This window comes from Brevibacillus sp. BC25, from assembly GCF_000282075.1.
Lineage (GTDB): Bacteria > Bacillota > Bacilli > Brevibacillales > Brevibacillaceae > Brevibacillus.
Map to the genome: position 1 here is coordinate 1 of NZ_AKIX01000033.1, position 24,892 is coordinate 24,892.

Consider the following 24,892-nt stretch of genomic DNA (forward strand, 5'->3'; position numbering starts at 1 on the left):
AGAAAGCCATGATGATTGGTGACAGTCGCTATGATGTATTGGCTGCGGTAGGAGCGGGTGTGCAATCTGTCGTGCTGGAGTGGTATGGACAAGAGAAATGGCTCTACGCTTCTCCGGATTACCGCTACGCCGATTTCGAGGCATTTGTTACGGAAATGCTGGCCGCAAAAGCACAAGGAGGGAAATAAAAACAGATGGCACGTGTGGTGTTGGAGCAGGTAACGAAAGCCTTTCAGAATCAAAGTGTGGTCAAAGGATTGGATTTGGTCATTCCAGACGGCTCCTTTACGGTTCTGGTAGGTCCGTCCGGCTGTGGGAAATCAACCACACTCAGGATGATCGCTGGCTTGGAAACAGTGACGGACGGCAAAATCATGATCGGTGATCAAACGGTGAACCAATTGCCACCTGGCAAGCGTGATATTGCGATGGTTTTTCAAAATTACGCCCTCTACCCAACAATGAACGTGTATGACAATATCGCCTATGGCTTGAGAAACCGTGGAACATCGAAAAAGGAATGTCAGGTGCTGGTAGAGGAGATTGCGGAAATCGTCGGGCTATCCGATTATCTCAAACGCAAGCCTTCTCAGCTCTCAGGTGGTCAAAGGCAACGTGTTGCACTCGCTCGGGCTATGGTGAAAAAGCCAAAGGTCTTCTTGATGGACGAACCGCTCTCCAATCTCGATGCGAAGCTGCGAAATCAGATGCGTGTGGAATTGACCAGCCTGCACAAGCAGCTAGGCAGCACCTTCATCTACGTGACACATGATCAGGTAGAGGCGATGACCATGGGCGATCAGATCGTCGTCATGAATGACGGACACATTATGCAAGTAGCGACCCCGATGGATTTGTATCAGGAGCCGGAAAATCTGTTTGTTGCCCAATTTATCGGTTCTCCGCCGATGAACATTGTTTCTGCGGAGGGCAAGAGTGAGCACGTATGGGGATTCCGCCCGGAAAAAGCAGTGTTGCTGCCTTCTGCTGTCTCTGCCATTACGAGCGAAGAGATGTGGAACGCACGAGGTCAGGTCGTATCCAGAGAAATTCTTGGCTCAGACACGCTCCTGCATGTAGAGACGGAAAAAGGCAGGGTCATCGTCAAAGCGGACTCGGAGGTAGCGATGCAGGTCGGCTCCTCGGTCACGGTCACTGTACCGTGGGAGTACATATATGTGTTCGAAAAAGGAAGCGGAAAACGAGTGGGTCGCATGAGTGGACGAGAGCCTGTATCGACACGTGCAGGAGGGGATAGCTGATGCGAAAAGCGGCAACTGTACAGGAGTTGCCGGGTGTAAGCCAGTCGAAAACAGAAGTGCGTCCGTCGGCATTTGCATGGTCTGAGCTCTCATCCCGACTGCGTCCGTACTTGTATCTGGCACCCGCATTGATTTGCTTTGTCCTGTTCTTCTTTTACCCGATTGGCTCGATCATATATTTGAGCTTTCAGGACTGGTCATTGATCAATTTGGAGCAAATGGAATGGGTAGGCTTGCAAAACTATCAGGACTTGATGGTAGACGGAGATTTTCATCAAGTATTGGGAAATACCGCGGTCTTTACCATTGCGACAGTGGGGATCGGCCTGACGCTATCCTTCCTGCTCGCACTCTGGCTGAACAAAAAGGCGAAGGTTTACGGCATTATTCAGGCGACTGTTTTCAGTCCTCACATCATTTCGCTGGTATCTGTCTCGATGCTGTGGATGTGGCTGATGGACCCGCAGTTTGGCCTGTTGAACGCAGGACTGGAAGCGGTCGGATTGCCTGCGTATACGTGGCTGACTGACCCAAAAAGCTCCTTGTTGTCACTGATTATCGTCAGCATTTGGAAAGGTGTCGGCTATAACACGCTCATTTTCATCGCAGGCTTGCAAAGCATCCCGGGCGATATATACGAGGCAGCAGCGCTCGATCAATCGCCGTGGTGGCGAACACTGAGGCGGATTACCATACCGATGCTGTCGCCGACGATTTTCTTTTTGCTCATTATCAATACGATCTCATCCTTTCAAGCGTTTGACACGATTGCCATTATGACGCAGGGTGGTCCAATCAATAGTACGAACATGCTTGTCTACTACATTTACGAGCAGGGCATGGACTTCTACAATGGCGGAATTGCTTCGGCTGCCTCTGTCATTTTGCTGATACTGGTAGGGATTTTAACAGCTTTACATTTCCTGGTGATGTCCAAGCGCGTGCATTATCGCTGATGAACTCGTGAGAAAGGAGGAGCAGCATGTATCGAGTGGTTTTGGCTTCACGCAAGACCGTGGAATGGATTGGGCTTTTGATCGTGGCTTTCCTGTTTGTTTTCCCGTTTCTGTGGATGGCATCGACGGCTTTCAAAACGATGCCAGAGGTCCGGCAATTTCCCCCGACGCTTTTGCCTGAAACGTGGGAGTGGAGCAACTTCGCCCAAGCGTGGGAATCAGGTCCGTTCCTTATGTATACGTGGAACAGCATTCTGGTTGCAGTAGGCATTTTGATCCTGCAATTTTTAACGGCGGTGCCTGCGGCTTACGCTTTCGCACGCTACAAGTTTCCCGGTCGCAATCTGTTGTTTGGTCTTGTCTTGATTGTCTTGATGATTCCCGGACAAGTCATCTTTTTGCCGATTTACGTGCAATTGAGTGGCTGGGGACTCGTCAACACACTATGGTCGCTCATCCTGCCGTACGCAGCCAGTGCATTCGGAATCTTCCTGCTCAGGCAAGCATTCATGCAGGTGCCCGATGAAGTGATCGAGGCAGCGCGTCTGGATAATGCGTCCGAATGGAAGATCATGTGGACGATCATGGTGCCGATGGCGAAGCCTGTGCTGGTCACTTTTGGACTATTCAGCTTTATTTACCACTGGAACGACTATTTCTGGCCGCTGATTATGACCAACAGCGACGAGGTGCGCACCTTGCCGATCGGAATATCCAGCTTGCACATGTCCGACGGCGGCACATTGTGGAACGTCATGATGGCGGGCAACATGATCCTCATTCTACCGATTCTCGTCATTTTCTTCGTGGCACAACGGCATATTATCAAAGCGTTCATCTATCAATCCAAATAATAAAAGAGAGCTCTTAGGGAGGAAATCAAACCATGTTTTCAATGAAAAAGACTGGTACGATTCTATGTGCATTGACTATCGGTTTGTCAGGTGTATTGGCTGGATGCGGATCATCTGGAAAAGATCAGTCTGCAAGTACAGGCAGCACTTCTCAGCCAGCAGCGTCTACAGCATCCAGCGGCCCTGTCCAAATTGATTTCTGGTATGCGTTGGGTGGCGTTCGTGGGAAAACCATCGAGGATATGGTCAAAAAATTCAATGAAACACATAAAGATATTATCGTCAAACCAGCCTACCAAGGTGCGTATCAAGAGAACCACTCCAAAGTACTGGCATCTGTAGCAGCGAGTAACAATCCTGATGTCACGATGGTCGAGATCGCTTCGATCGCGGCATTTGCGGATGCAAAGGTTTTGGAAGATCTGACTCCCTACTCGCAAGGGGATGAAAAGAAGTACATTCCAGGTCTCATGAAAAACTCTTATTGGAATGACAAACTGTACGCAGTACCATTTAACCGCTCCACTCCACTGCTGTACATCAACCGTGATATGTTAAAAGAAGCAGGACTTGATTCAAACGGTCCAAAAACATGGGATGAGCTCGTCAGCTTTTCTCAAAAGCTGAGCAAAAAAGAGGGAGACAAAATTACCCGGTACGGCTTCTCGACGCCAGTTGATATCTGGTTCTACGAAGCGCTTGTTTTCCAAGGCGGGGGCAACATCCTGAGCGAGAACGGCAAGGAACTGACGATCAACAACGAAGCAGGAAAAGCACCGCTTGAGCTCTGGTCCAAAATGGTGAAGGAAGGCATTATGAAAAACCCTCCAGGGGAGAACTACAATGCGTGGGATGTAGCGGAGCAAGACTTCCTGAATCAAAAAGTGGGCATGATTTTTACCTCGACAGGTTCCTTGACGGAATTGAAGAAAAATGCCAAATTTGACATGGGTGCAGCTTTCTTGCCAGCCAATAAAACGTTGGGTACGCCAACGGGCGGTGCGAATCTCGTGATGCTGGCGAAGTCGACCGATGCGGAGAAAAAAGCAGCGTGGGAGTTCATGAAGTGGATGACAGATACCGAGCAAACAGTTCCGTGGTCAATCGCTTCCGGTTATATGCCTGTCACGACAGAAGCAATTGATTCGGCTGAAATGAAGGCATTCTACGAAAAAGAGCCAAACTTCAAGGTCGCGGTAGATCAACTGCAATACGGCTATCCTCGTCCAATGGCTCCAGGCTACAAAGAATTGCAGGATGTGATTCAAAAAGAACTGCAGCGTGCGATGCTCGGCCAAGCGACTGTAGATGAAGCGATGCAGGCGGCGACGGAAAAAGGCAGCAAGCTTTTGAAAAAATAACAGAATCGAAGCGATAGAGGAGCTGGCGAAATGAACATTTGTATGGCACATCGCGGGTGGTCAGGCAAAGCCCCGGAGAATACAATGACAGCGATTCGACTGTCTTTGGCAGAGCCAGCTATCAAAGCAATGGAAATTGATGTTCAACTGACGCGTGACGGTGTTCCGGTGCTGATTCATGACTTTACGCTAGAACGCACGACCAATGGCCGCGGTCTGGTCATGGATCATACCTTGGCAGAGCTGCGTGAGCTGGATGCAGGGAGCTGGTTTGGCGACAAGTTTGCGGGCGAGCGAATCCCTACACTAGAGGAAGTCCTGGTCGCAGTAAAAGGTCGCTGCACGCTAAATATCGAGTTGAAAGCAACAAGTGACATGTACCCTGGTATCGCAGAAAAGGTGCTCGCGCTATTGGAAAAGCATGAGATGAAGCAAGCGGTGCATGTGACTTCATTTGACCATGATTTGATCCGTCACGTCCGCACGCTCGATCAAGAAGTAGAGACAGGCCTGATTGTATATGGCCGCCCAGTACTCATGCTGGAACAGATGGAGGCAGCAGGTGCTACGATTCTCTCCATGGGATATCCGTTCCTGACTCGTGAGCTAACCGTAGCCGCGATCGAAAAAGGCTTCAAAGTCATCGCGTGGACGCTGGATGATCCGAAGCATATCCGCGAAGTCATTTCGTGGCATCCTCAGGTTCAAATTTGCACGAACCATCCTGACCGGATGTGGGAGTTTGTATAAGCGCAAGCAGGAAAGAGCCGCTGGGCAACATGCCAGGCGGCTTTCCTTGTTTTTGTTGTTTGGACTATATCTTGAATTTGCTTACATGCGATTGCAGTTCTTCGGCTATTTTTGCCAGAGAAGTAGCTGATGAATTGACTTCTTCCATAGCTGCCAACTGTTCTTCTGTGGCGGCCGACACGCTTTGTGTTCCGTCAGCAGAATTCTCCGCTACTCCTTCAATGACACTGACCAATTCTACCACCTGTTTGGTGCCAAAAGACATTTGCTCAGAATAAGCCTTTACTTCTTGAATTTGGCTTGCCACCTGCGTGACAGCATCTTGGATCTGTTCGAAGGACTTGCCTGCATTGTTAACAACCGTAAGTCCAGTGGCGACCTCTTTGGTGCCCTGTTCCATCGAAAGGACAGCCTGGTTTGATTCAAGCTGAATCGTCGTAATCAACAGTTTGATTTGTTGTGCTGATTGCGCGGACTGCTCAGCCAATTTGCGCACTTCGTCTGCCACAACGGCGAATCCGCGCCCCTGTTCACCAGCTCTCGCCGCTTCAATAGCTGCGTTAAGCGCTAACAGATTTGTTTGTTCAGCTATGGCGGTGATGACTTGTACGATTTGTCCGATTTCCTGAGAGCTGTTTCCTAATCGTTTGACGATATCGGCAATGTTACCGACAGTGTTCTCGATCGATTGCATCTGGCTGATAACGACCTGAAGGGCCTGATTGCCTTCCACTGCAATTTGGGAAGCGCCCAAAGCGGATTCGGCAGCTTGCTGTGCATTCGTGGCAACCTGCTGAGCCCCTGTCGATACGCCTTGCATTGCGGTGACACTTTCTTCTACACTCTTCACTTGCTTTTCCGCACCATAAGCTACTTCCTGAATCGTTATTGCGATTTGCTCGGTAGCCTTGCTCGTATGGTCGGCGTTGACTGACAATTCCTCTGCTGAAGAAGCAAGATCTGAAGCTGTATCATTTACTTGTTGAATAATCGTTCGCAGGTTGAGCACCATTGTGTTTACTGATTGAGATAGCTGTCCAACCTCATCCTTGGTTCGAATTTGCAAGGGTTGTACAGTCAGTTCACCCTCGGAAATGCGGTTAGCCACAGAGGCAACTGCCGCAATAGGGCGTGAGATTTGCCGGGAAACAGCGTATGCGATTGCGATCACGACAGCAACAACAACGATGACAATGATCGTAACCATGGTGGTAACGGAGGAAACTGCAGACGTTATGGATTCGACAGGGATATGCAGATACAAACCAAAGTTGGTCTTTGGAATGGGGGAATAGGTGACAACGTAATCCTTGCCATTGTCCGAGTAGCTGTATGAGCCCTTTTCCGTTTTTCCTGATTTAAGGATTTCCGTTAATGGTTGCGGCAGAGCGGATTCCTCAAGCGGTTTTCCGATCAGATCCTGGGTAGGATGGTACTGAATCTGGTTCTTGTTATCAACGAGAATCGGATAACCATCGTTGCCTACTTTCAAATTCTTGAGAAATGTAGCTGTGAAGTCATCTACATTGACGAGCCCAGTCAAGACACCAAGCTTCTCATTGTTTTTCGCTTTGACAGGGGAAGCGACGATGATAGAGCGATTGCCGGTTGTCTTCGCAACAAGAACATCGGAGAAGCTGGGTTTGTCCTGCATGCCGTCTTTGAAGAATTGGCGCTCGCTAAGATTGATTCCAACGCTTTTGGGGAAAGTATCAGCCGTTACTTTTCCATCGCTTGCGATATACGTATTTCCGTCATACAGTTTCATTTCCTCGGTAAACTTGCGGATGAATTCATTTTTTGCCGCTGCATCATCGGATTGAATATCTGAGGTACGGGCTAAAATCTGAATTTCTGTCATACGCCGGTCCAGATATTGATCCATAGCTATGGCCGTACTGGAAGTAAGGTCAACATAGGATGATTTTTGTTTATCAATCAGAATGGATGAAAAGCTGTTCGTGATAAACACCGAAACGGCAGTAAGTGGAATGACGGCCACGACGAGAAACCAAAGGATCATTTTGTTCCTGAGTTTGTTGAACAAAAACATAGGATTGTTCCACTCCTAAACCGTGATTAAGATATTTCTTTCTTTGTGAAAAGCTGTCTACCACAAGGAAATATAATAAAGGTAGACTGCTGAGATTAACTCAGCAGTCTGACAAAATATCAATATCCCATTGCTGCGCCTTCACCGCGAGGGTCAGCACCGCCAAATTTTACATTAGTTTGTGGGTCAATCAGGATTGCGCCGGACTGTCCCATCGTATCGGTATAAGCTGCTTCCAGCTTTTCGACTGGATGTCCACGTTTAATTAACTCGTCCAGGACGTCTTGAGGGATGCGGCTTTCCACCTTGAGATTGTTGGAAGCAGATCCCCAGTTGCGTCCATGCAGCCATCTTGGCGCTTCGATTGCGTCTTGCACGCTGAAACCAAAGTCGATGATACGCGTGACGAGAGCGGCTTGCGTTTGCGGTTGTCCTTCTCCCCCTTGTGTTCCGTAGAGAAGATAAGGCTTGTCCCCTTTAAAGAGCATAGCTGGGTTAATTGTGTGGAAGGTGCGTTTTCCTGGTTCCAAGTGATTGATGTGTTTGGGATCCAAAGAGAAATAGCTTCCACGGTTTTGCAAAAGGATGCCCGTATCTTTCGCTACGATGCCGGAACCCCAGTCAAAATAGTGACTCTGAATGATGGACACTGCATTTCCATCTTTGTCGACGATCCCGAACCAGGTTGTATCGCCTTTTGGATCAAGCGGTTCTACGGATTTAGCTGCCTGCTTCATATCAATGCGCGCTGCTAAATCTTTCCCGTGCTGCTTGGACAACAGCTCATCCACAGGGATATCCACAAAGGCAGGGTCAGTCAGCCATTTGTCGCGGTCAGCAAAAGACTGTTTCGTGGCTTCCACAATCGTGTGATAGTAATCGGGTGTTCCTTCACCCATGCTCTTGAGGTCAAAATTGTTCAAAACATTAAGAATAGAGAGCGAAGCCATGCCTTGGGAGTTAGGCGGAACGTTGTACGCTTTATAACCGCGGTAGTCTACCGAAATTGGATCTGCCCAAGTGGAGGTGTGCTTCTCAAAATCTTTCAACGTGAGCAATCCGCCGTTGGCTTGCATGTCTGCTACGATTTTTTTAGCAACTTCTCCTTTATAAAAACCGTCAGCACCTTTTTTTGCTATGATTCGCAAAGTATTGGCAAGATCCTTTTGTTTGAGAATTTCGCCTGCTGCATAGGGATCGCCGTTTGGCTTCAGGAATGTTTTGCGGAAACCATCAAAACGTTGAAGATTCTTCAAGTCATTGTCAGTTGGATCTGTGGCGTATTTCGTCCAATATACTTGGTTGGGGGAGACTGGATATCCGTTCTGGGCGTATCCAATGGCAGGCTCAAGCAGTCTGTTCCATTGAAGCTTACTGTTGCCCATGCTTTTATGGGCGTAGTTATACGCCTCCCACCAGCCGGAGACGACACCAGGGACAGTGTTTGCCGATTCATAACCGCGGGACGGGATTTTTTCGTAGCCTTTGTTTTTGTAATAGTCGATGGTTGCCTTTTCGCCTGCGCGACCACTGCCGTTCAGCGCCTTCAGCTCTTTTGTTTTGGCATTGTAGATGAGCCAGAAGTTATCTCCACCAATGGTTGTGTAATGAGGATAGACGACAGCTAATGTGGAAGCGGCTGTAATAGCAGCATCTACTGCATTTCCACCGTCTTCCAATGTCTTCAGGGCCGCAGCCGTAGCCAGATAGTGAGGAGTTGTCACCATTGCGTTCGGTGACATCGATGTTGGACGGTTAGCAGCTTGTGCCCCAGAGAATGTTGATAGCCCGATGACAGCAGTCAGCGCGACGGTCGAGAGTTTCTTCCAGAATGACATTCCTATGAAACCTCCTTCATGATGAACAGAATAATGATTCATTAAACCGGCTATCCGCTGTTGCCTCACCTCCTTTAAAAACTAAAAGTACACAAACATACAAAAATAGACAAAAATAGACATTATGAGCGCGAAAAAAGACCAATGATATAGGATCATTGGTCTCGTCCTACATCAATACTTCGGTAGCTGGCAAGCGTGTCCGCTGTTGCGGAGGTAGCCCCTGTAGCTTTGCGTCGCCGGATTTCCCCGGGTATGCCGTTTCGATATCAATGGATGAAGTAGAAAATTGACACAGATACTGATTCGATCGTTGTGGGAAAATGTTCCTAAAACTCCGTTTGCCAATAATATAGACTATTTACCATTTGTGGTAAATAAGAAAAAATATTTTAATCCAGAAAAATAGTGAGAAATGTTATGGGGAAGGTTGTTTTTCGCAGACATTCACACACCTCCTGGGGCTGAACTGCTTATGATGATAAAAAGGCACATTCGCCAAGGAGTGAAACAAAGACCATGATGCATCCCGATACAGAATTGCGCTATATCAACGATGAGATCGGGTACGGTGTGTTTGCGACAAGGTTTATCCCAAAAGGAACGATTGTATGGGCACAGGATAATTTGGACCAGGTATTGGACCCTGTATTTGTGGAAAGACTTGACTCATTACGAAAACAGGACGTACAAAAATATTCGTTTAAGAACCAGTTCGGAAAGTACATTCTTTGTTGGGATAAGGCAAGGTACGTGAACCACAGCTTTCATGCGAATTGTGTGCCGACCATGTATGACCTGGAATTGGCTGCACGGGATGTATTGCCGGGTGAAGAGTTGACTGATGATTATGGGACGTTGAATCTGGATGAACCTTTTGATTGTTTGCCAGAGTCCGACACGGACCGCTCCCGCGTAATGCCCGATGACTTGCTTCGGTATTACCCGCAGTGGGATCGGATTGCTGCGGAAGCATTCCAACGTTTCAATCATGTTGAACAGCCTTTGCTGCATCTGATTTCCCCGAAGCATCTCGAAACGATTCGTGGGATCACGGAGCAGCGCTTAGCCATTGATTCTGTCATTCATCTGTATTGCAGGTCACAATGGCAAACGAGGCAGCAATGGAAGACGTGAGCGGGTCGGTCAACGACCCGATTTTGTTGAACTCTGGGTAGAGAATCAGTATTATGGAATGTAAAGGTGAAGTGAAAGGTTGATTTCATTGGAAAACAAGGTAGCGGCATCCAATTTTATCCGCAATATCATGATTGATGACTTGCAAGAGGGCAAAGTAAAGGAAATCATTACCCGCTTTCCCCCAGAACCGAACGGGTATCTTCATATTGGACATGCAAAAGCAATCTGCCTCAACTTTGAGTTGGCACGTGAATTTTCCGGCAAGGCCAACCTTCGATTTGACGATACCAATCCGGTAAAGGAAGACATCGAATACGTAGAGGCCATCAAAAGGGACGTTCAATGGCTGGGTTTCGAATGGGACGGGCTGTTTTTTGCATCTGATTACTTTGAAGAGATGTACAACCGTGCGGTGCTGTTGATTAAAAAAGGTTTGGCTTACGTAGATGATCTGTCTCCTGAAGACATGCGTAAAATGCGTGGAACATGGACAGAGCCAGGCACAGATAGTCCGTTCCGTAACCGATCTGTGGAGGAAAACCTGGACCTGTTTGCACGGATGCGCCAAGGGGAATTCAAGGACGGAGAAAAGGTGCTGCGTGCGAAAATCGATATGGCTTCTCAGAACTTCAACATGCGTGATCCGGTTCTGTATCGAATCTCCCATGCAACGCATCACAACACGGGCGACAAATGGTGCATCTATCCGATGTACGACTTCGCTCATCCGTTGGAGGATGCCATTGAGGGCGTGACACACTCCCTGTGCTCACTGGAATTCGAAGATCATCGTCCGTTGTATGACTGGGTTGTCCGCGAGTGCGAAATGGAGAAGGTACCACGCCAGTACGAATTTGCTCGCTTGAACCTGACCAACACCGTTATGAGTAAACGCAAGCTGAAACAGCTTGTCGATGAGAATGTAGTAGACGGCTGGGATGACCCGCGCATGCCAACCATCGCAGGCTTCCGTCGTCGCGGCTATACACCAGAAGCGATTCGTACATTCGCTCGTGAAGTAGGGGTAGCGCGCGCTAACAGCACGGTTGACGAGAAAATGCTGGAGTATTTCATCCGTGAGGACCTGAAGCTGAAGGCACCACGTACGATGGCTGTTTTGAATCCGTTGAAGGTCGTCATCACGAACTATCCGGAAGGACAAGTCGAGATGCTCGAAGCGGAGATCAATCCAGAGAACCCAGAGATGGGCAATCGTCAAATTCCGTTCTCCCGCGAAATCTACATTGAGCAGGATGACTTCATGGAAAACCCGCCGAGCAAGTATTTCCGCTTGTTCCCGGGAAATGAAGTGCGTCTGAAGCACGCGTACTTCATTAAGTGCAATGACATCGTGAAGGATGCAGATGGCAACGTGATCGAGATCCATTGCACGTATGACCCTGAGACGAAGAGCGGCAGCGGTTTTACAGGTCGCAAGGTAAAAGGTACGATTCACTGGGTGGACGCGACCAATGCAGTTCCTGCTGAATTCCGTCTGTACGAGCCATTGATTATGGATGATGAAGACGCAGAGGGTACTTTCCTCGACAACGTTAACCCGAATTCGTTGGAAGTGCTGCAAGGCTATGTGGAGCCAAATATGAAAGAAACCAAGCCACAAGACAAGTATCAATTTTTCCGTCATGGCTATTTCAATGTCGATCCGAAGCATACGACAGATGACAAGCTCGTATTCAACCGGATTGTATCGTTGAAGAGTTCCTTTGAACTGCCAAAAGCATAGGGAATACCCATATAAATCAAGCGCTGCTGTGCATGGAGAACCCGTGTGCAGCAGTGCTTTTTTCTTTCGTGATTATAAACCAGCGTGTATAATTATTCTGTTACAAAAAGGGGGACAGGCAGTGAACGGGAGAGCAGAACTAACACGTAGTTTGAAGTTGCGACATATTGTCGTAATTGGACTGGGCTACATGGCCCCGATGGCCGTTTTTGACACCTTTGGCATTGTTTCTGGAGATACGGGGGGGCACGTTCCTGCTGCTTATGCAGTCACACTTCTTGCGATCCTGTTTACGGCGGCAAGCTACGGAAAGATGGTACGGCTATTCCCTTCAGCAGGGACCGCGTATACGTATACGCAACAAACGATTCATCCCTATGCAGGATTTTTGGTAGGATGGGCATCCTTGCTGGATTATTTATTTTTACCGATGATTAACGCCTTGTTGACGGGAGTATACCTATCATCCGTGTTTCCAGACGTGTCGACAGCGTGGTGGATTATTGGCTTCATTGCTTTGGTGACGGGACTAAACGTATTTCGCGTAACAGTGACCGCATCCGTCAACTCGATTCTGGTACTGTTTCAAGTCGTGGTCGTCGTGTTGTTTGCAGGATTGGCTATCCGTGGTCTTATGCAGGGTGACGGGCTTGGGCAAGTATTCAACTTGCGTCCATTTGTGTCACCGGATATGTCTGTAATTGCACTGCTTTCCGGTGCGTCGATTCTGTGCTTTTCCTTCCTTGGCTTTGATGCAGTAACCACGTTAACGGAGGAAACCGTCGATGCGAAAAAGACGATTCCTCGCGGGATTATGCTCGTAGCACTCGCAGGAGGAGCGTTGTTTATTACGGCATCTTATTTCATGCAATCATTATTTCCTGATGTTTCGGTATTGTCTGATCCAGAAGCGGCCTCTGCGGAGATTGCTTTGTTTATCGGCGGGACGATCTTTCAATTTGTGTTTTTAGCGGCAGCGTTGTCTTCGACACTAGCTTCCGGGCTTGTATCTGTCACGAGCGTAACACGCTTATTGTACGCAATGGGACGAGATGGATTTTTGCCGCAACGCTGGTTCGGTTATGTACATCCGAAGCTGAGAACTCCTTTGCTTAACGTCTTGCTGGTCGGAGCGTTGATGCTGTTGGCTTTGTATATGGATTTATTAACGGCAACTTCCTTTATTAACTTCGGAGCACTGATCGCCTTTAGCTTTGTGAACATCAGCGTAATGGCGTACTATTTTCGCAAACAAAAGAACAAGCATATCAAGGACTGGTGGGGCTTCGTGTTGTCTCCATTCATCGGGACAACGTTCATCGCCTTTCTGTGGGTGAACCTAGAAGCAACGTCCATGATGCTCGGCTTGCTCTGGACCTTCGTTGGATTGATCTATTTGTTGTACTTGGTGAAGGTCAAGAAAACCAATTTGGAAATGGTGAAGTTTGAGGAGTAGCTGTCGTGGAGAAGAAGTGCATTTCCAGTCTTCGCTTCGGCCTCCGCCCCGCAAGGGGGATTGACTGTCCGCTCCGAAATAAATGACGGGAGCGCTTCAAACGTAGAAGTTTCGAGGAAGTATTTCATAAGTGAAGCTGAAATTACCCGCCATTTATTCCGGAGCTAAGATGGGCTCCAGAGGCGCTTGGACTGGAAATGCACTTCTTCTAACGTGGGATTTGAATAATATTTGAAAGTGAATTCAGGAGGGAGAGAACAATGATTCTCTCCCTTTTTATTCTCGCCAATTAATACAAGAGGACAACAATCAGCTCGCAGAGGAAACAGGAGAAATAAGCGAAGATCTTAGGGACACCGACCGAGACGGAATGCAAAAAGCGAAACACGCCCTTAAGCGTCCACCTCTGAAATACATCCTGAAAGGACAACTTTGGACGCGGTTTCGCTTTTTGCATGGAGTCGTGCAGTCAATCCTCCAGGGGGTGGCCCTAGAATCTGAGCGTTTTCTCCTGTTTCCTCCCCACCACTACAGCCAGATCAATGTGATGTTTTACCCACCCTCTTCTAGACGATCAAGTAAAGAGAGAGTAAACTGGCTACAGGAATATTCCAAACATTAACACTTGACACAAGGAGGGTTTATTCTGATGTTTTCGACTCTATTCCGGCGGAAATGGACGACAGTAGATTACGTCCTGATTGTCGTCACTGCCGCGCTCTACGCTGTTGCCATTATTATGCTTGCCAATATCAAGCTCATTCCTTCCGTACCGATTCGTCCGGCCAATGCCCTTCAGCCCGTATTTGGCATGTTATTCGGCTTGCCGGGATGCATTGGTCTTGCCTTTGGAAATATGGTCAGTGATTTATTAACCGGTAGCGCACCGCCTCATGCGATCGCGGTCGGTTTCTTTTCTAATTTTATGGGTGGCTTTATCGGGTTGCTTGCTGTGAGTCACCCTGCACTAAAAACAAAGCGAAGTGTCCTTCAATATATCGTGTTTGTTGTCTTGATCAGCTCGATTGTGGTAGCGTGCGCGATTTTGATTAACGTGGCACTGGGTCTGACACCAAAAGAAGTGGCGGTATGGTACATTCCAACCGTGTTCTTGAACCAAGCCATTTCAACGGCGATTCTGGGACCAATCCTCTTGAAGCTGTTGTACCCATTCGTGAAGCGCTCTGGACTTTATCGGGGCCGTCCCTTGCAGGAATTCAACTATCTCGGGAATGAAAGCAGGATCGCAAGGTGAAAACAGAACCATTGCTGCGAGTAAACGGAGTCTATTGGCACTATGAAGAGGGAGCACTGCCTGCGCTAACGGACATTCATCTGGCTCTGTATCCAGGAGAAGTAGTCGGCGTAGTCGGGCCTGCTGCCGCAGGGAAAACGACGCTGCTATTGACGATGTCAGGTCTGATTCCATCTAACTACGGTGGACACTTCGTGGGGAGTGTCGATTCCACAACGGAGCAAGGCATCGTCTTTCAGGACCCGGAAACCCAGTTCATCGGGCTGACTGTCGAAGAGGAGCTTGCCTTCTCGCTTGAGAATGCCGGGTGGTCGGACGAGCGAATTGAAAAAAGAATGGCAGAGGTGCTCGATCTGATCGGATTAAACGGCTTTGCTGATCGTTCACCTCTTGAGCTATCGGGAGGAGAAAAGCAGCGGGTGGCAATTGCATCCGCTCTTTCCCACAGTCCGCAGGTGCTCATTTTGGATGAGCCTACTTCCGAGCTGGACCCTGTGGGAGCGCGGGAGGTTTTCTCGCTTCTTGCACGGCTGAAGCAGGAAAAAGAAATGACGATTGTGGTATCGTCTCATGCGACAGAAGAGCTTGCGGCCTTTTGCGATCGAATGATTCTGATTGCCGAGGGGAAAATCGTTCTGGACCTGCCGACTCGCCAATTTTTTGCTCAAGTGGACGTGTTGGACGAGCATGGCATATTGGTCCCGGATGTCATCCGACTCTATCACATGCTATGCCAGGAAGGCGTCATGTCGGCATCCTCTGCTGGTGTGCCTCTGACTGTTGAGGAGCTGGCACTCCACTACAATTGCGAGTTCAAAAAATCGACTTTTCAGCACCGAGAAAGTGACGAGAAGCTGAAGAGGGAGGAGCGGAGTGTAGGGGCACCTACATGAGCACCGGACATCGAAGGTGAACGTCACTTTCGATGTGACAAAGCATTTAGAGTTGCTTCGTGATCAAAAGACGATTTTTTGAACAACCACTACCAGGAAGCACAGCTCGTTCGGGAGGGAAGCATGTGAGTGTCGTCATTGAGTTCGATGAGGTCTGGTATGGCTATGAAAAGGAAAAGTCGGTGCTGCATGGCGTTTCGCTCCAATTGAAGCAGGGAGAATTCGTCGCGATCATCGGGGGAAATGGTTCTGGTAAAACGACGTTGGCCAAGCATTGTAACGGTCTATACAAGCCGGCACAGGGTACCGTCAAAGTGAATGGTCTCGATACCAAGACGATGAACGTTGCCCAACTATCGAGAATCGTGGCGTATTGCTATCAAAATCCTGATCATCAAATTTTTCATTCGACCATAAAGGCGGAGGTAGCATTTGGGCCCAAAAACATGGGCTGGCCGCCTGAAAAAATAGAGCAAGCTGTCGCGGAGGCGTTGGCAGCAGTGGGGTTATCCGACAAGGGTGACGAAGAGCCCCATTTTTCGAGCAAGGGCACGCGGCAAAAGATTGCGGTGGCTTCGATTTTGGCGATGAAGCCGCAAGTGATCGTGCTGGACGAACCTACGACCGGTCTCGATTACCGTGGCATGCAAGAAATGATGGAGTTGGTGCGGCATTTGCACGCGGAAGGCCATACAATTATCGTCATCACGCATGATATGCGTCTGGTAGCGGAGTACGCCCAGCGAGTGATCGTTATGCATAAGGGAAAGCTGCTATGCGACGGGGACCCACAGCACGTATTTTCGCAGCCGCAAGTATTAGCTGCTGCCCAAGTAGAAGCGCCTGCCATGTATCGTTTCGGGAAAGCAGTGGATGTCCATGATCCGATTCCACTCACGCTGACAGCGATGATAAAACAGCTGCTGGGAGAGGGGAATTAAGATGAAGAATGCCCATCCGAGCTACACGCTGCTTGTATTCGTGCTGCTGGGCTTGCTCCCTTTTTTATTCCAGGACCCACGTGCGCTAATTGTTCTGTTGGCGATAAAAATCGTACTGATTGCCAAGCTGGGCTGGGAGCGCTCCATGATTAAGGCGTATGTATTGGTTGGTGGAATCGGTTCGTGCTTTGCTGTGATTACGTGGCTCCCTTTTACCAATGTAGGCACTCCGTACTGGAGCAGCACCATTCCGTTGATCCACTATCCCGTGCAAATCACGGATATCGGTGTCTTATGGGCATTAGGAATGGGACTTCGACTGGCAAATGTCGCGTTATTGTCGATGTACTATATGCTTACAACTTCGCCCAGAGAAATAGCGATGGGACTTCGCGGGATTGGCGTTCCGTTTTCGATCAGCTATTTGCTCTCGCTCATTTTTCGCTTTATTCCCCTCGTTAAAAATGATTTGGCGATCATTCGGGAAGCGCAGATGGTACGAGGGATGTCGACGAGCGAAGGGAATGTTCCAGAACGCATCAGGAAATACAGTTATTTGCTCGTACCGCTCATCTTCAACTCACTCAAGCGTGTGCAACTGATCGCCAATGCATTGGATGCCAAAGGCTTTCGCATGCGTAACAGCCAGCATCGGTTTTACCGCAGCAAACGGTGGAAAAAAACAGAAGTACTCACACTAGTGGCTGGTGTATGTATCGTCGCAGCACTGTTTTACATCGCCAGGCTACATTCAGATCATATTGGCGTGCTGATTCCGGGGCGTATTTAGTAAGGAGGCAGGCAAAATGAACGAAGCATTGTTTTCGCATGTGAATCGTTTGCAGGTAGTAGGGGGCACGCTGGAGTACGGAGTAACAGGAAAGCCACATGCACCTGCACTGCTGCTTTTGCATGGCATTCGCAACACCAAGCTACTGTTTGCGCCCATCCTGCCAGCATTAGCAGAGCGATATCGGGTGATTGCGGTAGATATCCGTGGTCACGGGAATTCTGTGAGCCAGGGTTCCTTTTCGTTTGAGCAAATCGTAACAGATTTGATTCAACTCTTGGAGAAAGAACAGCTCGAACAAGTAACGATTGTCGCAGCGTCCTTTTCTGCTGTGCCTGCCCAGATGCTTGCGATTCGCGAGCCCAAGCGAGTAGCTTCGCTCGTATTGCTGGATGGAGGCTATTATTCCTTGGGAGAAGTGCCCGGGTTCAATAGGGAGAAGGTTGTTGAGCGGCTGGCTACCACGCGGTTTTCTTCCGTAGAGGAAGCAGAAAGGCAGTTCGCAGAGCGGTATGGTACGAGCGTGATGCCAGAGGGGTGGATGCGAGAGGAGCTTGTGAAAAAGGAAGACGGAAGCTACGGATACCGTTTGCCGAAGGAGGCGTTCTCGGCCTATTTCCAAGAGTACAGTATCCATTGCCAACCGGAATTGTTCCAACAGCTAACATGCCCCGTGCTATTACTGCTGGCTGACGACAGCTTATTGTCAAAAGAAGAGCAGCAGTTTCATCGACAGGCAGTTGCCACCTATCAAAGAATGGTAAAGCAGGCCAAGGTGAAAATGATACCGGAGGCACTGCATTTGCTGATGGTGACGCACCCGCAAGAGACCGTGAACGAAATCCATGATTTTTTATCGAAATAAGGAAGGGACAAGCGAGGATGCTTGTCCCTTTTTCTTTGTTTACCGCTTTGCTTCACGAATGAGTACGTTCAACTGTTCTGCCATGGCTTGATGATTCTTCTGATCCTTCATTTGCTTTTTCACCGTTTCTAGCGCTTTGATGCCTTTTTTCGAACTCACGACCTTTACGGGTGTATCCGTTCCATAGATACGCTCGATTTGGGCGCGTGCTTGTGCGAATGTGCTCTGATGATCGCTCGTACCCAATGTCCCTGCGGTTCCGCTCCCTGATTTTGTATGGGCGGCATCATGTCCTCGACTGGAACTACCGGAGTAATTGCTGATGAGATGGGACTGCATCGGGTCCATTTGATTGATCGATTGTGCATTGGCAGTAGAAGGGGCCAAGTAGATGGCATCATTCACAATCAACGCCTGGACGCCGTGGACGCCCGCTGCCTTCAGTTGGGCTTCCAGCTTTGTGGAAGGACCACCCGTGTGCAGGTGTGAGCTGCCCATGGAGCTGTAGAGAGCATTGCCCATTCCGCTATACGTATGGCCGTGCGCGTTTGTCGTGAGTTTCTTATCGCGATCCACGCTTGGAATAACCGTTGCGCCTTTTGGGGCTTGTGCAATGGACTGTGTACGTGCTGGCGGATGTGGCTTCGTAGGCGGAGCAGCCTGATTCATACAAGCTGTCATGAAAAGTACAGTCCCTAATCCTACGGTTCCTACCCATGTATGGAAGTGCTTCATCACGATCCCTCCAAGTCTTCCTGCCTAGATATACTTATCCTTTGTTCGCGGCATGAAGTTATGAGTGGAGCTTGTTGGAAAAATTTCTGTTAATCACGATTATCTTGTGGAAAAAATGCACAAACCAAAGGAAGGAAATCACTGGAGGTGGTAGATTTGGCAGATTCAAACAACGTGAAGGAGCAGCCAGTATCGCGAAGGAACTTCTTGAAAAACTCCGGCCTGGTTCTCGGTAGCTTAGTCGTAGGTGGCGTGGCAGGGAGCTTGCTCCGCAAACCAGAACCTCCGGCGCAGCCAGCAGCACCGCCCGCTGCGGCCGATTACAATCAGGCGCTCATGTTTTTTACGCCTGAGCAATTTAGGGTGGCGGATGCCGCTTGTGAGCGCATTTATCCTGAGGATGAGCTGGGTCCGGGCGCGAAGGCACTCGGTGCAGCTTATTTCATTGACCACCAGCTAGCGGGTGATTGGGGCTTTAATGCTCGAGAATACATGCAAGCCCCCTTTTTTCCGGGTGAGATCACACAGGGCTATCAAGGCAGGTTGAAACGTAGGGAAATATTCGATATTGGCCTTCAAGAGATGAACAACTACAGCAACAGTACCCACGGAAAACGGTTTTATGAGCTCCCGGCGGAACAGCAGGACGCTGTATTAAAGGCTTTTGAAACCGATGAAGTAAAATTGACGACCATTTCGGCAAGCACCTTTTTCAATATGTTGCGGGCCAGTACGATCGAAGGCGTATATGCAGACCCTCTGTACGGAGGCAATAAAAATATGGATGGCTGGAAAATGAAGAATTTCCCAGGTAATCAGATGGCGTATACACAGCTGATCGATAAGCCTGAGTTTGTGAAGATGGCTCCCTTAAGCTTGCGGGATCATCAACATTGAGGGAGGACTGTACACATGGCCAAAAAGTTGCCCAAGGTTGACGTTGTGATCGTGGGGGTGGGCTGGGGTGGAGGCATTATTGCTTCCGAGCTAACCAAGCAAGGTCTGACCGTAGTGGGGCTAGAGCGAGGCAAGGAGCGCAAAACCGAAGACTACTTCATGGTACACGACGAATTGCGTTACGCCCTTCGTTACGAGATGATGCAAGATTTGTCCAAGGAAACGATCACGTTCCGCAGTCAAACGAACGTTCGTGCGCTTCCCATGCGGTCATACGGTTCCTTTTTGCTCGGGACAGGACTCGGGGGATCTGGTATCCACTGGAACGGACAGACCTTCCGCTTTCTACCGTATGATTTCGAAATTCACTCCAAGACGATTGAACGGTATGGAGCAAAGAAAATTCCAGATGGAATGACGATCCAGGATTGGGGCATTACCTACGATCAACTGGAGCCGTACTTCGATAAGTTTGAAAAGATGGCGGGAATCGCAGGCGAGGAGAATCCGTTGGGGGGGAAACGCTCCAGTCCGTATCCGATACCTCCGATGCGTACTACACCGAGTATGAAAATGTTTGCGGATGCGGCGAAAAAGAAAAACTTGCATCCATACATTCTTCCATCAGCAAATCTCTCGCAAGCGTATACCAATCCAGACGGGGTGGCACGGGCAGCTTGTCAGTACTGCGGCTTCTGTGAAAGGTTTGGTTGCGAGTACGGAGCAAAAGCCGATCCAGTGGTGACGGTGATCCCGGTGGCTAAGAAGACAGGGAAGTTTGAAATTCGCACGCATTCCCATGTCCGCAGAATTTTACATACAGGGAACAAGGCGACAGGCGTCTTGTATACGGATGTCACGACAGGGGAGGAATTCGAACAGCCCGCCGATATTGTGGTGATGACCAGCTATGTATTCAACAACACGCGACTCTTGCTCATGTCCAAGCTGGGGAAACCGTATGATCCAGCAACGGGAAAAGGCGTGATCGGTAAAAACTACGCTTACCAGGTCATAAGAGGAGGCGCGGTCGGCTTCTTCGACGACAAGGAGTTTAACAATTTTGCAGGCGCAGGATCGTTGGGAATGTGTTTGGATGACTACAACGGTGATAACTTCGATCACGCCGATTTGAAATTTATCCATGGCGCGAATATTGCTGTCACACAAACCGGCTTTCGACCAATCGGCACGAACAAGGTACCACCGGGGACTCCTAGCTGGGGCAAGGATTTCAAGGCTGCATCGATCAAATATACGAATCGGTTCATATCCGTAGGCGCCCAAGGAGCTTCGATGCCATTTCGACAGCACTTCCTTGATCTGGACCCGACGTACAAGGACGCATTTGGTGATCCGTTGATACGCATTACGTATGATTTCGTCGATCAGGACAGGGAGCTGGCGGCTTTTTGTGCAGATAAGTGCGCGGAAATTGTGAAGGAAATGGGTGCGAACGAGAAGCTCGAAATCAACCGCAAGCTCGGGCCCTACGATATCACACCCTATCAATCGACTCACAATACAGGCGGCGTTATCATGGGAGCCTCTCCAGATACGTCGGCAGTTAACAACTACTTGCAAATGTGGGATGCGGAAAACGTATTTGTCGTCGGTGCTTCTGCCTTTGCGCACAATAGCGGCTACAATCCGACAGGAACGATGGGTGCTCTCTCCTATCGAGCAGCAGAAGGCATTTTGAAATACAGGAAAAGCGCGGGCGGCATGCTCGTATAAGCTGTTTTTCTAGTTATGCAAAACACAATTGCAATTATGCGAAAAGTCGTTGGGGCAACTAACGGCTTTTTTTTGCGTGGATCTGAAAAAGTTCATTTGCAAGATTGCGAATGTCTATGAGCGCAAAAAGCAAAAAGCACTGGAATGATGCGGTTTCTCGCCTTGGCATGTTCCTTGCTACATGCTTTGGTAACAGCAAAAGCCAAAGGGAGAGACGAGAAATGATGACAAACAAGTGGAAGATGGACACCTCCATTATTCATACCGCACAAACGCCTTGCCAAAAAACAGGAGCAGTCGTATCCGCGGTGGTGCCCGCTGTGGCCTACGCGTTTCCAGATGCAGATTCCGCAGCGGCGTGCGTGGCTGGCGAGCGAGAAGGAACGTACTACGGAAGATACGGCAACCCTACCATTACCACCTTGGAGCAAAAAATCGCCGCATTGGAAAATGGCGAAGCTGCCTTGGGCGTAAGCAGTGGGATGGCAGCTATTTCGGGAGCTTTGCTCGCCTTTTTGAAGCAGGGTGATCATGTCGTGTGTACGCGAGATGTGTACGGAGGGAGCTACAAGTTTCTTACTACGATGGCCCCGCGGTATGGCATTGCGACAGACTTCGTCGATTGCACCGATTTGCAGGCAGTCGAGAGAGCTTTTTTGCCGAACACCAAAGTCCTGTACATCGAAACACCCTCGAACCCGTGTCTGACTGTTTTAGATATCTCGGCGTTGTCACGTTTGGCGCACGCACATGGCATTGTGGTAATCGTCGACAACACCTTCTTAACGCCGTATTTGCAGCGACCGCTTGAGCTAGGGGCGGATGTCGTCGTGCATAGCGCTACCAAATATTTGAACGGACATGGCGATGTCATCGCGGGCTTCATCGTCGGGAAGCAGGAACATATCCAATTCATGCGCAAAAACGTCATGGGAGACTTGGGACAAAATTTGAATGCTTGGGATGCTTTCTTGATCTTGCGTGGGATGAAAACACTCGGCTTGCGTGTCAGACAGCATGGGAAAAACGCGCAGGCAGTGGCGGAGTTTTTGGCGCAGCACCCTGCAATCTCGCATGTCTACTACCCTGGTCTACCTTCACATCCACAGCATGAGCTGGCCAAACGGCAAATGGCCGGAATGGGCGGGATCGTTTCTTTTGAAGTAAAAGGCGGCTATGAGTCAGCCAAATCTTTCATTAACGGTCTGCACTTGGCTATGATATCGTTTAGTTTAGGAGATCCCGAGACACTGGTACAGCATCCTGCCTCGATGACACATTCCTCGATTCCTGCCTCTGAGCGGATCAAGTTCAACATTACGGACGGTCTGATTCGCTTATCGACTGGCTTGGAGGATGTGGAGGATATCATCGCGGATTTGGAGCAGGCGCTAGCTAGTCTACCAATGGCGGCAGCGTCCAGGGGATAAAGGAACGTGAAACTGGAGGATTGGGCATGACAGAGTTTTCCCGGATCGAGGAATTCATTCAATCGTACGCCGACAATATTTCCAAGGTACTGGGACTCGATGTCACCATCCTGGATGAACAAGGGATACGTGTGAGCGGAACCGGCTACTATCAGGAGTTGATTGGATTGCCTGCCCCGGAGGGATCGTTTTTCCGAATGATCCTGCAAACCGGACAGCCGGGAATGATTTTTGACATGAAAAAGAACGAGTCGGAGTGCGGCAATTGCAAGTTTTTGCAGCAATGCCGAGAGCTGGCGACGATTGGATTTCCGGTGCACAAACGGGAGAAGACGGTAGGGGTCATCGGAATTATCGGCTTTTCCCCCGAGCAAAAAGAAAAAATGCTGCACCATTCGGAAAAATGGATGCCGTTTTTGCAGCATACGAGCTCCTTGATTGAGCACAAGCTGCTAGAGCTGGATGCGGAGCGGGAGAAGAGCTGTAACATTCAAGAGGAAATGCCGCAGGCCTCGGTTCATCCGGTGTATTTCGCCCAGCTAATTGGGGCAGAATCAGGCTTGCGCGATGTGATTGCCAAAGCGAAAAAAGTGACGAACAGCATTTCTACTGTTTTGATCCGAGGGGAGAGCGGAACGGGCAAGGAGCTGTTGGCAAAAGCCATTCACTGCGAGAGTGGGCGCAGCAGACAGCCATTTGTGGCAGTCAATTGCGCGGCGATTCCCGAGACCTTGTTAGAAAGCGAGTTGTTCGGGTACGAAGGCGGTGCATTCACGGGCTCTAGACGCGAAGGGAAGCCGGGGAAATTTGAATTGGCCCACAAGGGAACGATTTTTCTGGATGAAGTAGGCGATATTCCGTTGTCCCTCCAGCCCAAGCTGCTGCGCGTCCTACAGGAGAAAACAGTAGATCGGGTAGGCGGCGTAAAAACGCTGGGCGTCGATGTACGTGTCATTGCGGCTACACACAGAGATTTGGAGAGCATGGTCAGGGAAGGGACATTTCGCGAGGATTTGTATTATCGACTCAACGTCATCCCCCTGCGGTTAAAGCCGTTGCGTGAACGCACGGAGGATATTGCGCTTTACCTACAGCATTTTCTGTACCGGTACGGGACGTTGCTGCAAAAAGGCAGGCTGGAGCTCGAAGCTCAACTCGTCCAACGACTACAGACATACGAGTGGCCGGGAAATATTCGTCAGCTGGAAAATGCCGTCGAGTATATGGTCAACATGGCGGAGGGGCAAGTCATCGGCAACGAAGAGCTTCCTGAGTATCTGCTGTTCGAGGATGAACCGGCGACAGTAGGCAGCGATTTGGGATTGGAAAAGCTGGTGGCAGAATATGAACGCTCCATTCTCCAGCGTTACTTGCATGCAAGCAAGTTTGGCCAGGACAAAGCCGCGATTGCCAATGAGCTGCAAATCAGCTTGTCGACCTTGTACCGCAAGATGGAGAAGTACGGATTGGAAAAAGGATAGAGGGAAAATAAAAAACCAGCCTGGATTGATCGGAGTTTTCCGAGGTCCGGGCTGGTTTGATTGTATTTACGAAGGCTGCGGTTCTTTTTTCGCTTTCAGCTCGTAATGGCCGGTATTGCCGCTAATGTACCACTCAGGAGTTTTTTCTTCGCGCGCTTCGCGGTGACCTGCCAGATGAACATCACTCAGCTCCCACTGCTTCCACGCTTCTTTTGATTCCCAGCGGATTATGACGACCACTTCTTCTTCACCTTTGCGTGGCTTCTGTACCAGCACGCTCAAATCTACAAAACCAGGAGCCTTCTCAACAGCACCAGGCTCGCTAAAGCCTTGTATAATTTTGTCAGAATGACCTTCCTGGACGACGTATGTTTTTATTTCCATCATCATGAAGTGCGACACTCCTTATATACCATTTCCCTACTTTTCCATATTATTGAGAAATATTATCATT

21 protein-coding genes, 1 pseudogene and 1 riboswitch are annotated in these 24,892 nt (G+C 49.2%); of the genes and pseudogenes, 18 read left to right on the forward strand and 4 right to left on the reverse strand.

What is annotated here, in order from left to right:
• The 6 genes and pseudogenes from PMI05_RS09770 to PMI05_RS09795 form a co-directional block, all read left to right on the forward strand.
• Positions 1 to 188: pseudogene (locus tag PMI05_RS09770) on the forward strand (pyrophosphatase); the annotation flags it as partial.
• Between the two features lie 6 nt (positions 189 to 194).
• Complete coding sequence (locus PMI05_RS09775) at positions 195 to 1,262, forward strand: ABC transporter ATP-binding protein (RefSeq protein WP_007720513.1); 1,068 nt, start codon at positions 195 to 197, stop codon at positions 1,260 to 1,262.
• The gene (locus tag PMI05_RS09780; protein ID WP_007720515.1) at positions 1,262 to 2,218 is read left to right on the forward strand and encodes a carbohydrate ABC transporter permease; all 957 of its coding nucleotides are present in this window, start codon (positions 1,262 to 1,264) and stop codon (positions 2,216 to 2,218) included. The genes PMI05_RS09775 and PMI05_RS09780 overlap by 1 nt, the downstream gene beginning before the upstream one ends.
• A 26-nt stretch (positions 2,219 to 2,244) precedes the next feature.
• Positions 2,245 to 3,072 carry a carbohydrate ABC transporter permease gene (locus PMI05_RS09785; protein ID WP_007720517.1) on the forward strand — a complete coding sequence of 276 codons (828 nt, stop codon included), beginning with the start codon at positions 2,245 to 2,247 and terminating at the stop codon, positions 3,070 to 3,072.
• A 32-nt stretch (positions 3,073 to 3,104) separates the two neighbouring features.
• Complete coding sequence (locus tag PMI05_RS09790) at positions 3,105 to 4,433, forward strand: ABC transporter substrate-binding protein (protein WP_007720518.1); 1,329 nt, start codon at positions 3,105 to 3,107, stop codon at positions 4,431 to 4,433.
• Positions 4,434 to 4,463: 30 nt separating this feature from the next.
• Positions 4,464 to 5,183, forward strand: coding sequence for a glycerophosphodiester phosphodiesterase family protein (locus tag PMI05_RS09795; RefSeq protein WP_007720519.1), 720 nt, complete (start codon positions 4,464 to 4,466; stop codon positions 5,181 to 5,183).
• 64 nt (positions 5,184 to 5,247) lie between these two features.
• Here the strand turns inward: PMI05_RS09795 and PMI05_RS09800 are convergent, their stop codons facing one another.
• Complete coding sequence (locus tag PMI05_RS09800; protein WP_007720521.1) at positions 5,248 to 7,236, reverse strand: methyl-accepting chemotaxis protein; 1,989 nt, start codon at positions 7,234 to 7,236, stop codon at positions 5,248 to 5,250.
• A gap of 119 nt (positions 7,237 to 7,355) precedes the next feature.
• Positions 7,356 to 9,074 (reverse strand): gamma-glutamyltransferase, encoded by a 1,719-nt coding sequence (ggt, locus tag PMI05_RS09805; RefSeq protein ID WP_007720523.1) that lies wholly within the window; start codon positions 9,072 to 9,074, stop codon positions 7,356 to 7,358.
• 181 nt (positions 9,075 to 9,255) lie between these two features.
• Positions 9,256 to 9,344, reverse strand: a riboswitch (cyclic di-GMP riboswitch).
• A gap of 249 nt (positions 9,345 to 9,593) precedes the next feature.
• Here ggt and PMI05_RS09810 point away from each other — a divergent pair.
• The 8 genes from PMI05_RS09810 (at position 9,594) to PMI05_RS09845 (ending at position 18,158) form a co-directional block, all read left to right on the forward strand.
• On the forward strand, positions 9,594 to 10,211 hold the full coding sequence (locus PMI05_RS09810; protein ID WP_007720526.1) for an SET domain-containing protein: 618 nt from the start codon (positions 9,594 to 9,596) through the stop codon (positions 10,209 to 10,211).
• A gap of 79 nt (positions 10,212 to 10,290) precedes the next feature.
• Complete coding sequence (locus PMI05_RS09815) at positions 10,291 to 11,958, forward strand: glutamine--tRNA ligase/YqeY domain fusion protein (RefSeq protein WP_039960536.1); 1,668 nt, start codon at positions 10,291 to 10,293, stop codon at positions 11,956 to 11,958.
• A 121-nt stretch (positions 11,959 to 12,079) separates the two neighbouring features.
• Complete coding sequence (locus tag PMI05_RS09820) at positions 12,080 to 13,414, forward strand: APC family permease (RefSeq protein WP_007720537.1); 1,335 nt, start codon at positions 12,080 to 12,082, stop codon at positions 13,412 to 13,414.
• 649 nt (positions 13,415 to 14,063) lie between these two features.
• A complete protein-coding gene (locus PMI05_RS09825) occupies positions 14,064 to 14,669 on the forward strand; it encodes a QueT transporter family protein (RefSeq protein WP_007720543.1) in 606 nt (201 codons plus the stop codon).
• A complete protein-coding gene (locus PMI05_RS09830; protein ID WP_007720546.1) occupies positions 14,666 to 15,562 on the forward strand; it encodes an energy-coupling factor ABC transporter ATP-binding protein in 897 nt (298 codons plus the stop codon). The genes PMI05_RS09825 and PMI05_RS09830 overlap by 4 nt, the downstream gene beginning before the upstream one ends.
• A gap of 125 nt (positions 15,563 to 15,687) precedes the next feature.
• Complete coding sequence (locus PMI05_RS09835) at positions 15,688 to 16,503, forward strand: energy-coupling factor ABC transporter ATP-binding protein (RefSeq protein ID WP_007720549.1); 816 nt, start codon at positions 15,688 to 15,690, stop codon at positions 16,501 to 16,503.
• A 1-nt stretch (position 16,504) separates the two neighbouring features.
• Complete coding sequence (locus PMI05_RS09840) at positions 16,505 to 17,293, forward strand: energy-coupling factor transporter transmembrane component T (protein WP_007720552.1); 789 nt, start codon at positions 16,505 to 16,507, stop codon at positions 17,291 to 17,293.
• A gap of 16 nt (positions 17,294 to 17,309) precedes the next feature.
• Positions 17,310 to 18,158: an alpha/beta fold hydrolase gene (locus tag PMI05_RS09845; RefSeq protein ID WP_007720556.1), complete on the forward strand. Its 849-nt coding sequence runs from the start codon at positions 17,310 to 17,312 to the stop codon at positions 18,156 to 18,158.
• Between the two features lie 39 nt (positions 18,159 to 18,197).
• Here the strand turns inward: PMI05_RS09845 and PMI05_RS09850 are convergent, their stop codons facing one another.
• On the reverse strand, positions 18,198 to 18,893 hold the full coding sequence (locus PMI05_RS09850; protein ID WP_007720568.1) for a hypothetical protein: 696 nt from the start codon (positions 18,891 to 18,893) through the stop codon (positions 18,198 to 18,200).
• A 147-nt stretch (positions 18,894 to 19,040) separates the two neighbouring features.
• Here PMI05_RS09850 and PMI05_RS09855 point away from each other — a divergent pair, with 147 nt between their 5' ends.
• The 4 genes from PMI05_RS09855 to PMI05_RS09870 all read left to right on the forward strand — a co-directional run bounded on the left by PMI05_RS09855 (position 19,041) and on the right by PMI05_RS09870 (position 24,438).
• Entirely contained in the window at positions 19,041 to 19,790 is a 750-nt protein-coding gene (locus PMI05_RS09855; protein ID WP_052006422.1) for a gluconate 2-dehydrogenase subunit 3 family protein, read from the forward strand.
• 15 nt (positions 19,791 to 19,805) lie between these two features.
• Positions 19,806 to 21,527 (forward strand): GMC family oxidoreductase, encoded by a 1,722-nt coding sequence (locus PMI05_RS09860; RefSeq protein ID WP_007720572.1) that lies wholly within the window; start codon positions 19,806 to 19,808, stop codon positions 21,525 to 21,527.
• Between the two features lie 221 nt (positions 21,528 to 21,748).
• Positions 21,749 to 22,957, forward strand: a complete 1,209-nt coding sequence (locus PMI05_RS09865; RefSeq protein WP_007720575.1) for a PLP-dependent aspartate aminotransferase family protein — start codon at positions 21,749 to 21,751, stop codon at positions 22,955 to 22,957.
• A 26-nt stretch (positions 22,958 to 22,983) separates the two neighbouring features.
• Entirely contained in the window at positions 22,984 to 24,438 is a 1,455-nt protein-coding gene (locus tag PMI05_RS09870) for a sigma-54-dependent Fis family transcriptional regulator (RefSeq protein WP_007720578.1), read from the forward strand.
• A 66-nt stretch (positions 24,439 to 24,504) separates the two neighbouring features.
• Here PMI05_RS09870 and PMI05_RS09875 read toward each other — a convergent pair whose 3' ends face one another.
• A complete protein-coding gene (locus PMI05_RS09875) occupies positions 24,505 to 24,828 on the reverse strand; it encodes an antibiotic biosynthesis monooxygenase (protein WP_007720582.1) in 324 nt (107 codons plus the stop codon).
• Positions 24,829 to 24,892: the final 64 nt, after the last annotated feature.

Excerpts from the sequence above, each read along its gene's own strand:
- PMI05_RS09775 (WP_007720513.1), top strand. The coding sequence starts at position 195 with ATGGCACGTGTGGTGTTGGAGCAGGTAACGAAAGCCTTTCAGAATCAA.
- PMI05_RS09780 (WP_007720515.1), top strand. The coding sequence starts at position 1,262 with ATGCGAAAAGCGGCAACTGTACAGGAGTTGCCGGGTGTAAGCCAGTCG.
- PMI05_RS09785 (WP_007720517.1), top strand. The coding sequence starts at position 2,245 with ATGTATCGAGTGGTTTTGGCTTCACGCAAGACCGTGGAATGGATTGGG.
- PMI05_RS09790 (WP_007720518.1), top strand. The coding sequence starts at position 3,105 with ATGTTTTCAATGAAAAAGACTGGTACGATTCTATGTGCATTGACTATC.
- PMI05_RS09795 (WP_007720519.1), top strand. The coding sequence starts at position 4,464 with ATGAACATTTGTATGGCACATCGCGGGTGGTCAGGCAAAGCCCCGGAG.
- PMI05_RS09800 (WP_007720521.1), bottom strand. The coding sequence starts at position 7,236 with ATGTTTTTGTTCAACAAACTCAGGAACAAAATGATCCTTTGGTTTCTC.
- ggt (WP_007720523.1), bottom strand. The coding sequence starts at position 9,074 with ATGTCATTCTGGAAGAAACTCTCGACCGTCGCGCTGACTGCTGTCATC.
- PMI05_RS09810 (WP_007720526.1), top strand. The coding sequence starts at position 9,594 with ATGATGCATCCCGATACAGAATTGCGCTATATCAACGATGAGATCGGG.
- PMI05_RS09825 (WP_007720543.1), top strand. The coding sequence starts at position 14,064 with ATGTTTTCGACTCTATTCCGGCGGAAATGGACGACAGTAGATTACGTC.
- PMI05_RS09840 (WP_007720552.1), top strand. The coding sequence starts at position 16,505 with ATGAAGAATGCCCATCCGAGCTACACGCTGCTTGTATTCGTGCTGCTG.
- PMI05_RS09845 (WP_007720556.1), top strand. The coding sequence starts at position 17,310 with ATGAACGAAGCATTGTTTTCGCATGTGAATCGTTTGCAGGTAGTAGGG.
- PMI05_RS09850 (WP_007720568.1), bottom strand. The coding sequence starts at position 18,893 with ATGAAGCACTTCCATACATGGGTAGGAACCGTAGGATTAGGGACTGTA.
- PMI05_RS09860 (WP_007720572.1), top strand. The coding sequence starts at position 19,806 with ATGGCCAAAAAGTTGCCCAAGGTTGACGTTGTGATCGTGGGGGTGGGC.
- PMI05_RS09865 (WP_007720575.1), top strand. The coding sequence starts at position 21,749 with ATGATGACAAACAAGTGGAAGATGGACACCTCCATTATTCATACCGCA.
- PMI05_RS09870 (WP_007720578.1), top strand. The coding sequence starts at position 22,984 with ATGACAGAGTTTTCCCGGATCGAGGAATTCATTCAATCGTACGCCGAC.
- PMI05_RS09875 (WP_007720582.1), bottom strand. The coding sequence starts at position 24,828 with ATGATGATGGAAATAAAAACATACGTCGTCCAGGAAGGTCATTCTGAC.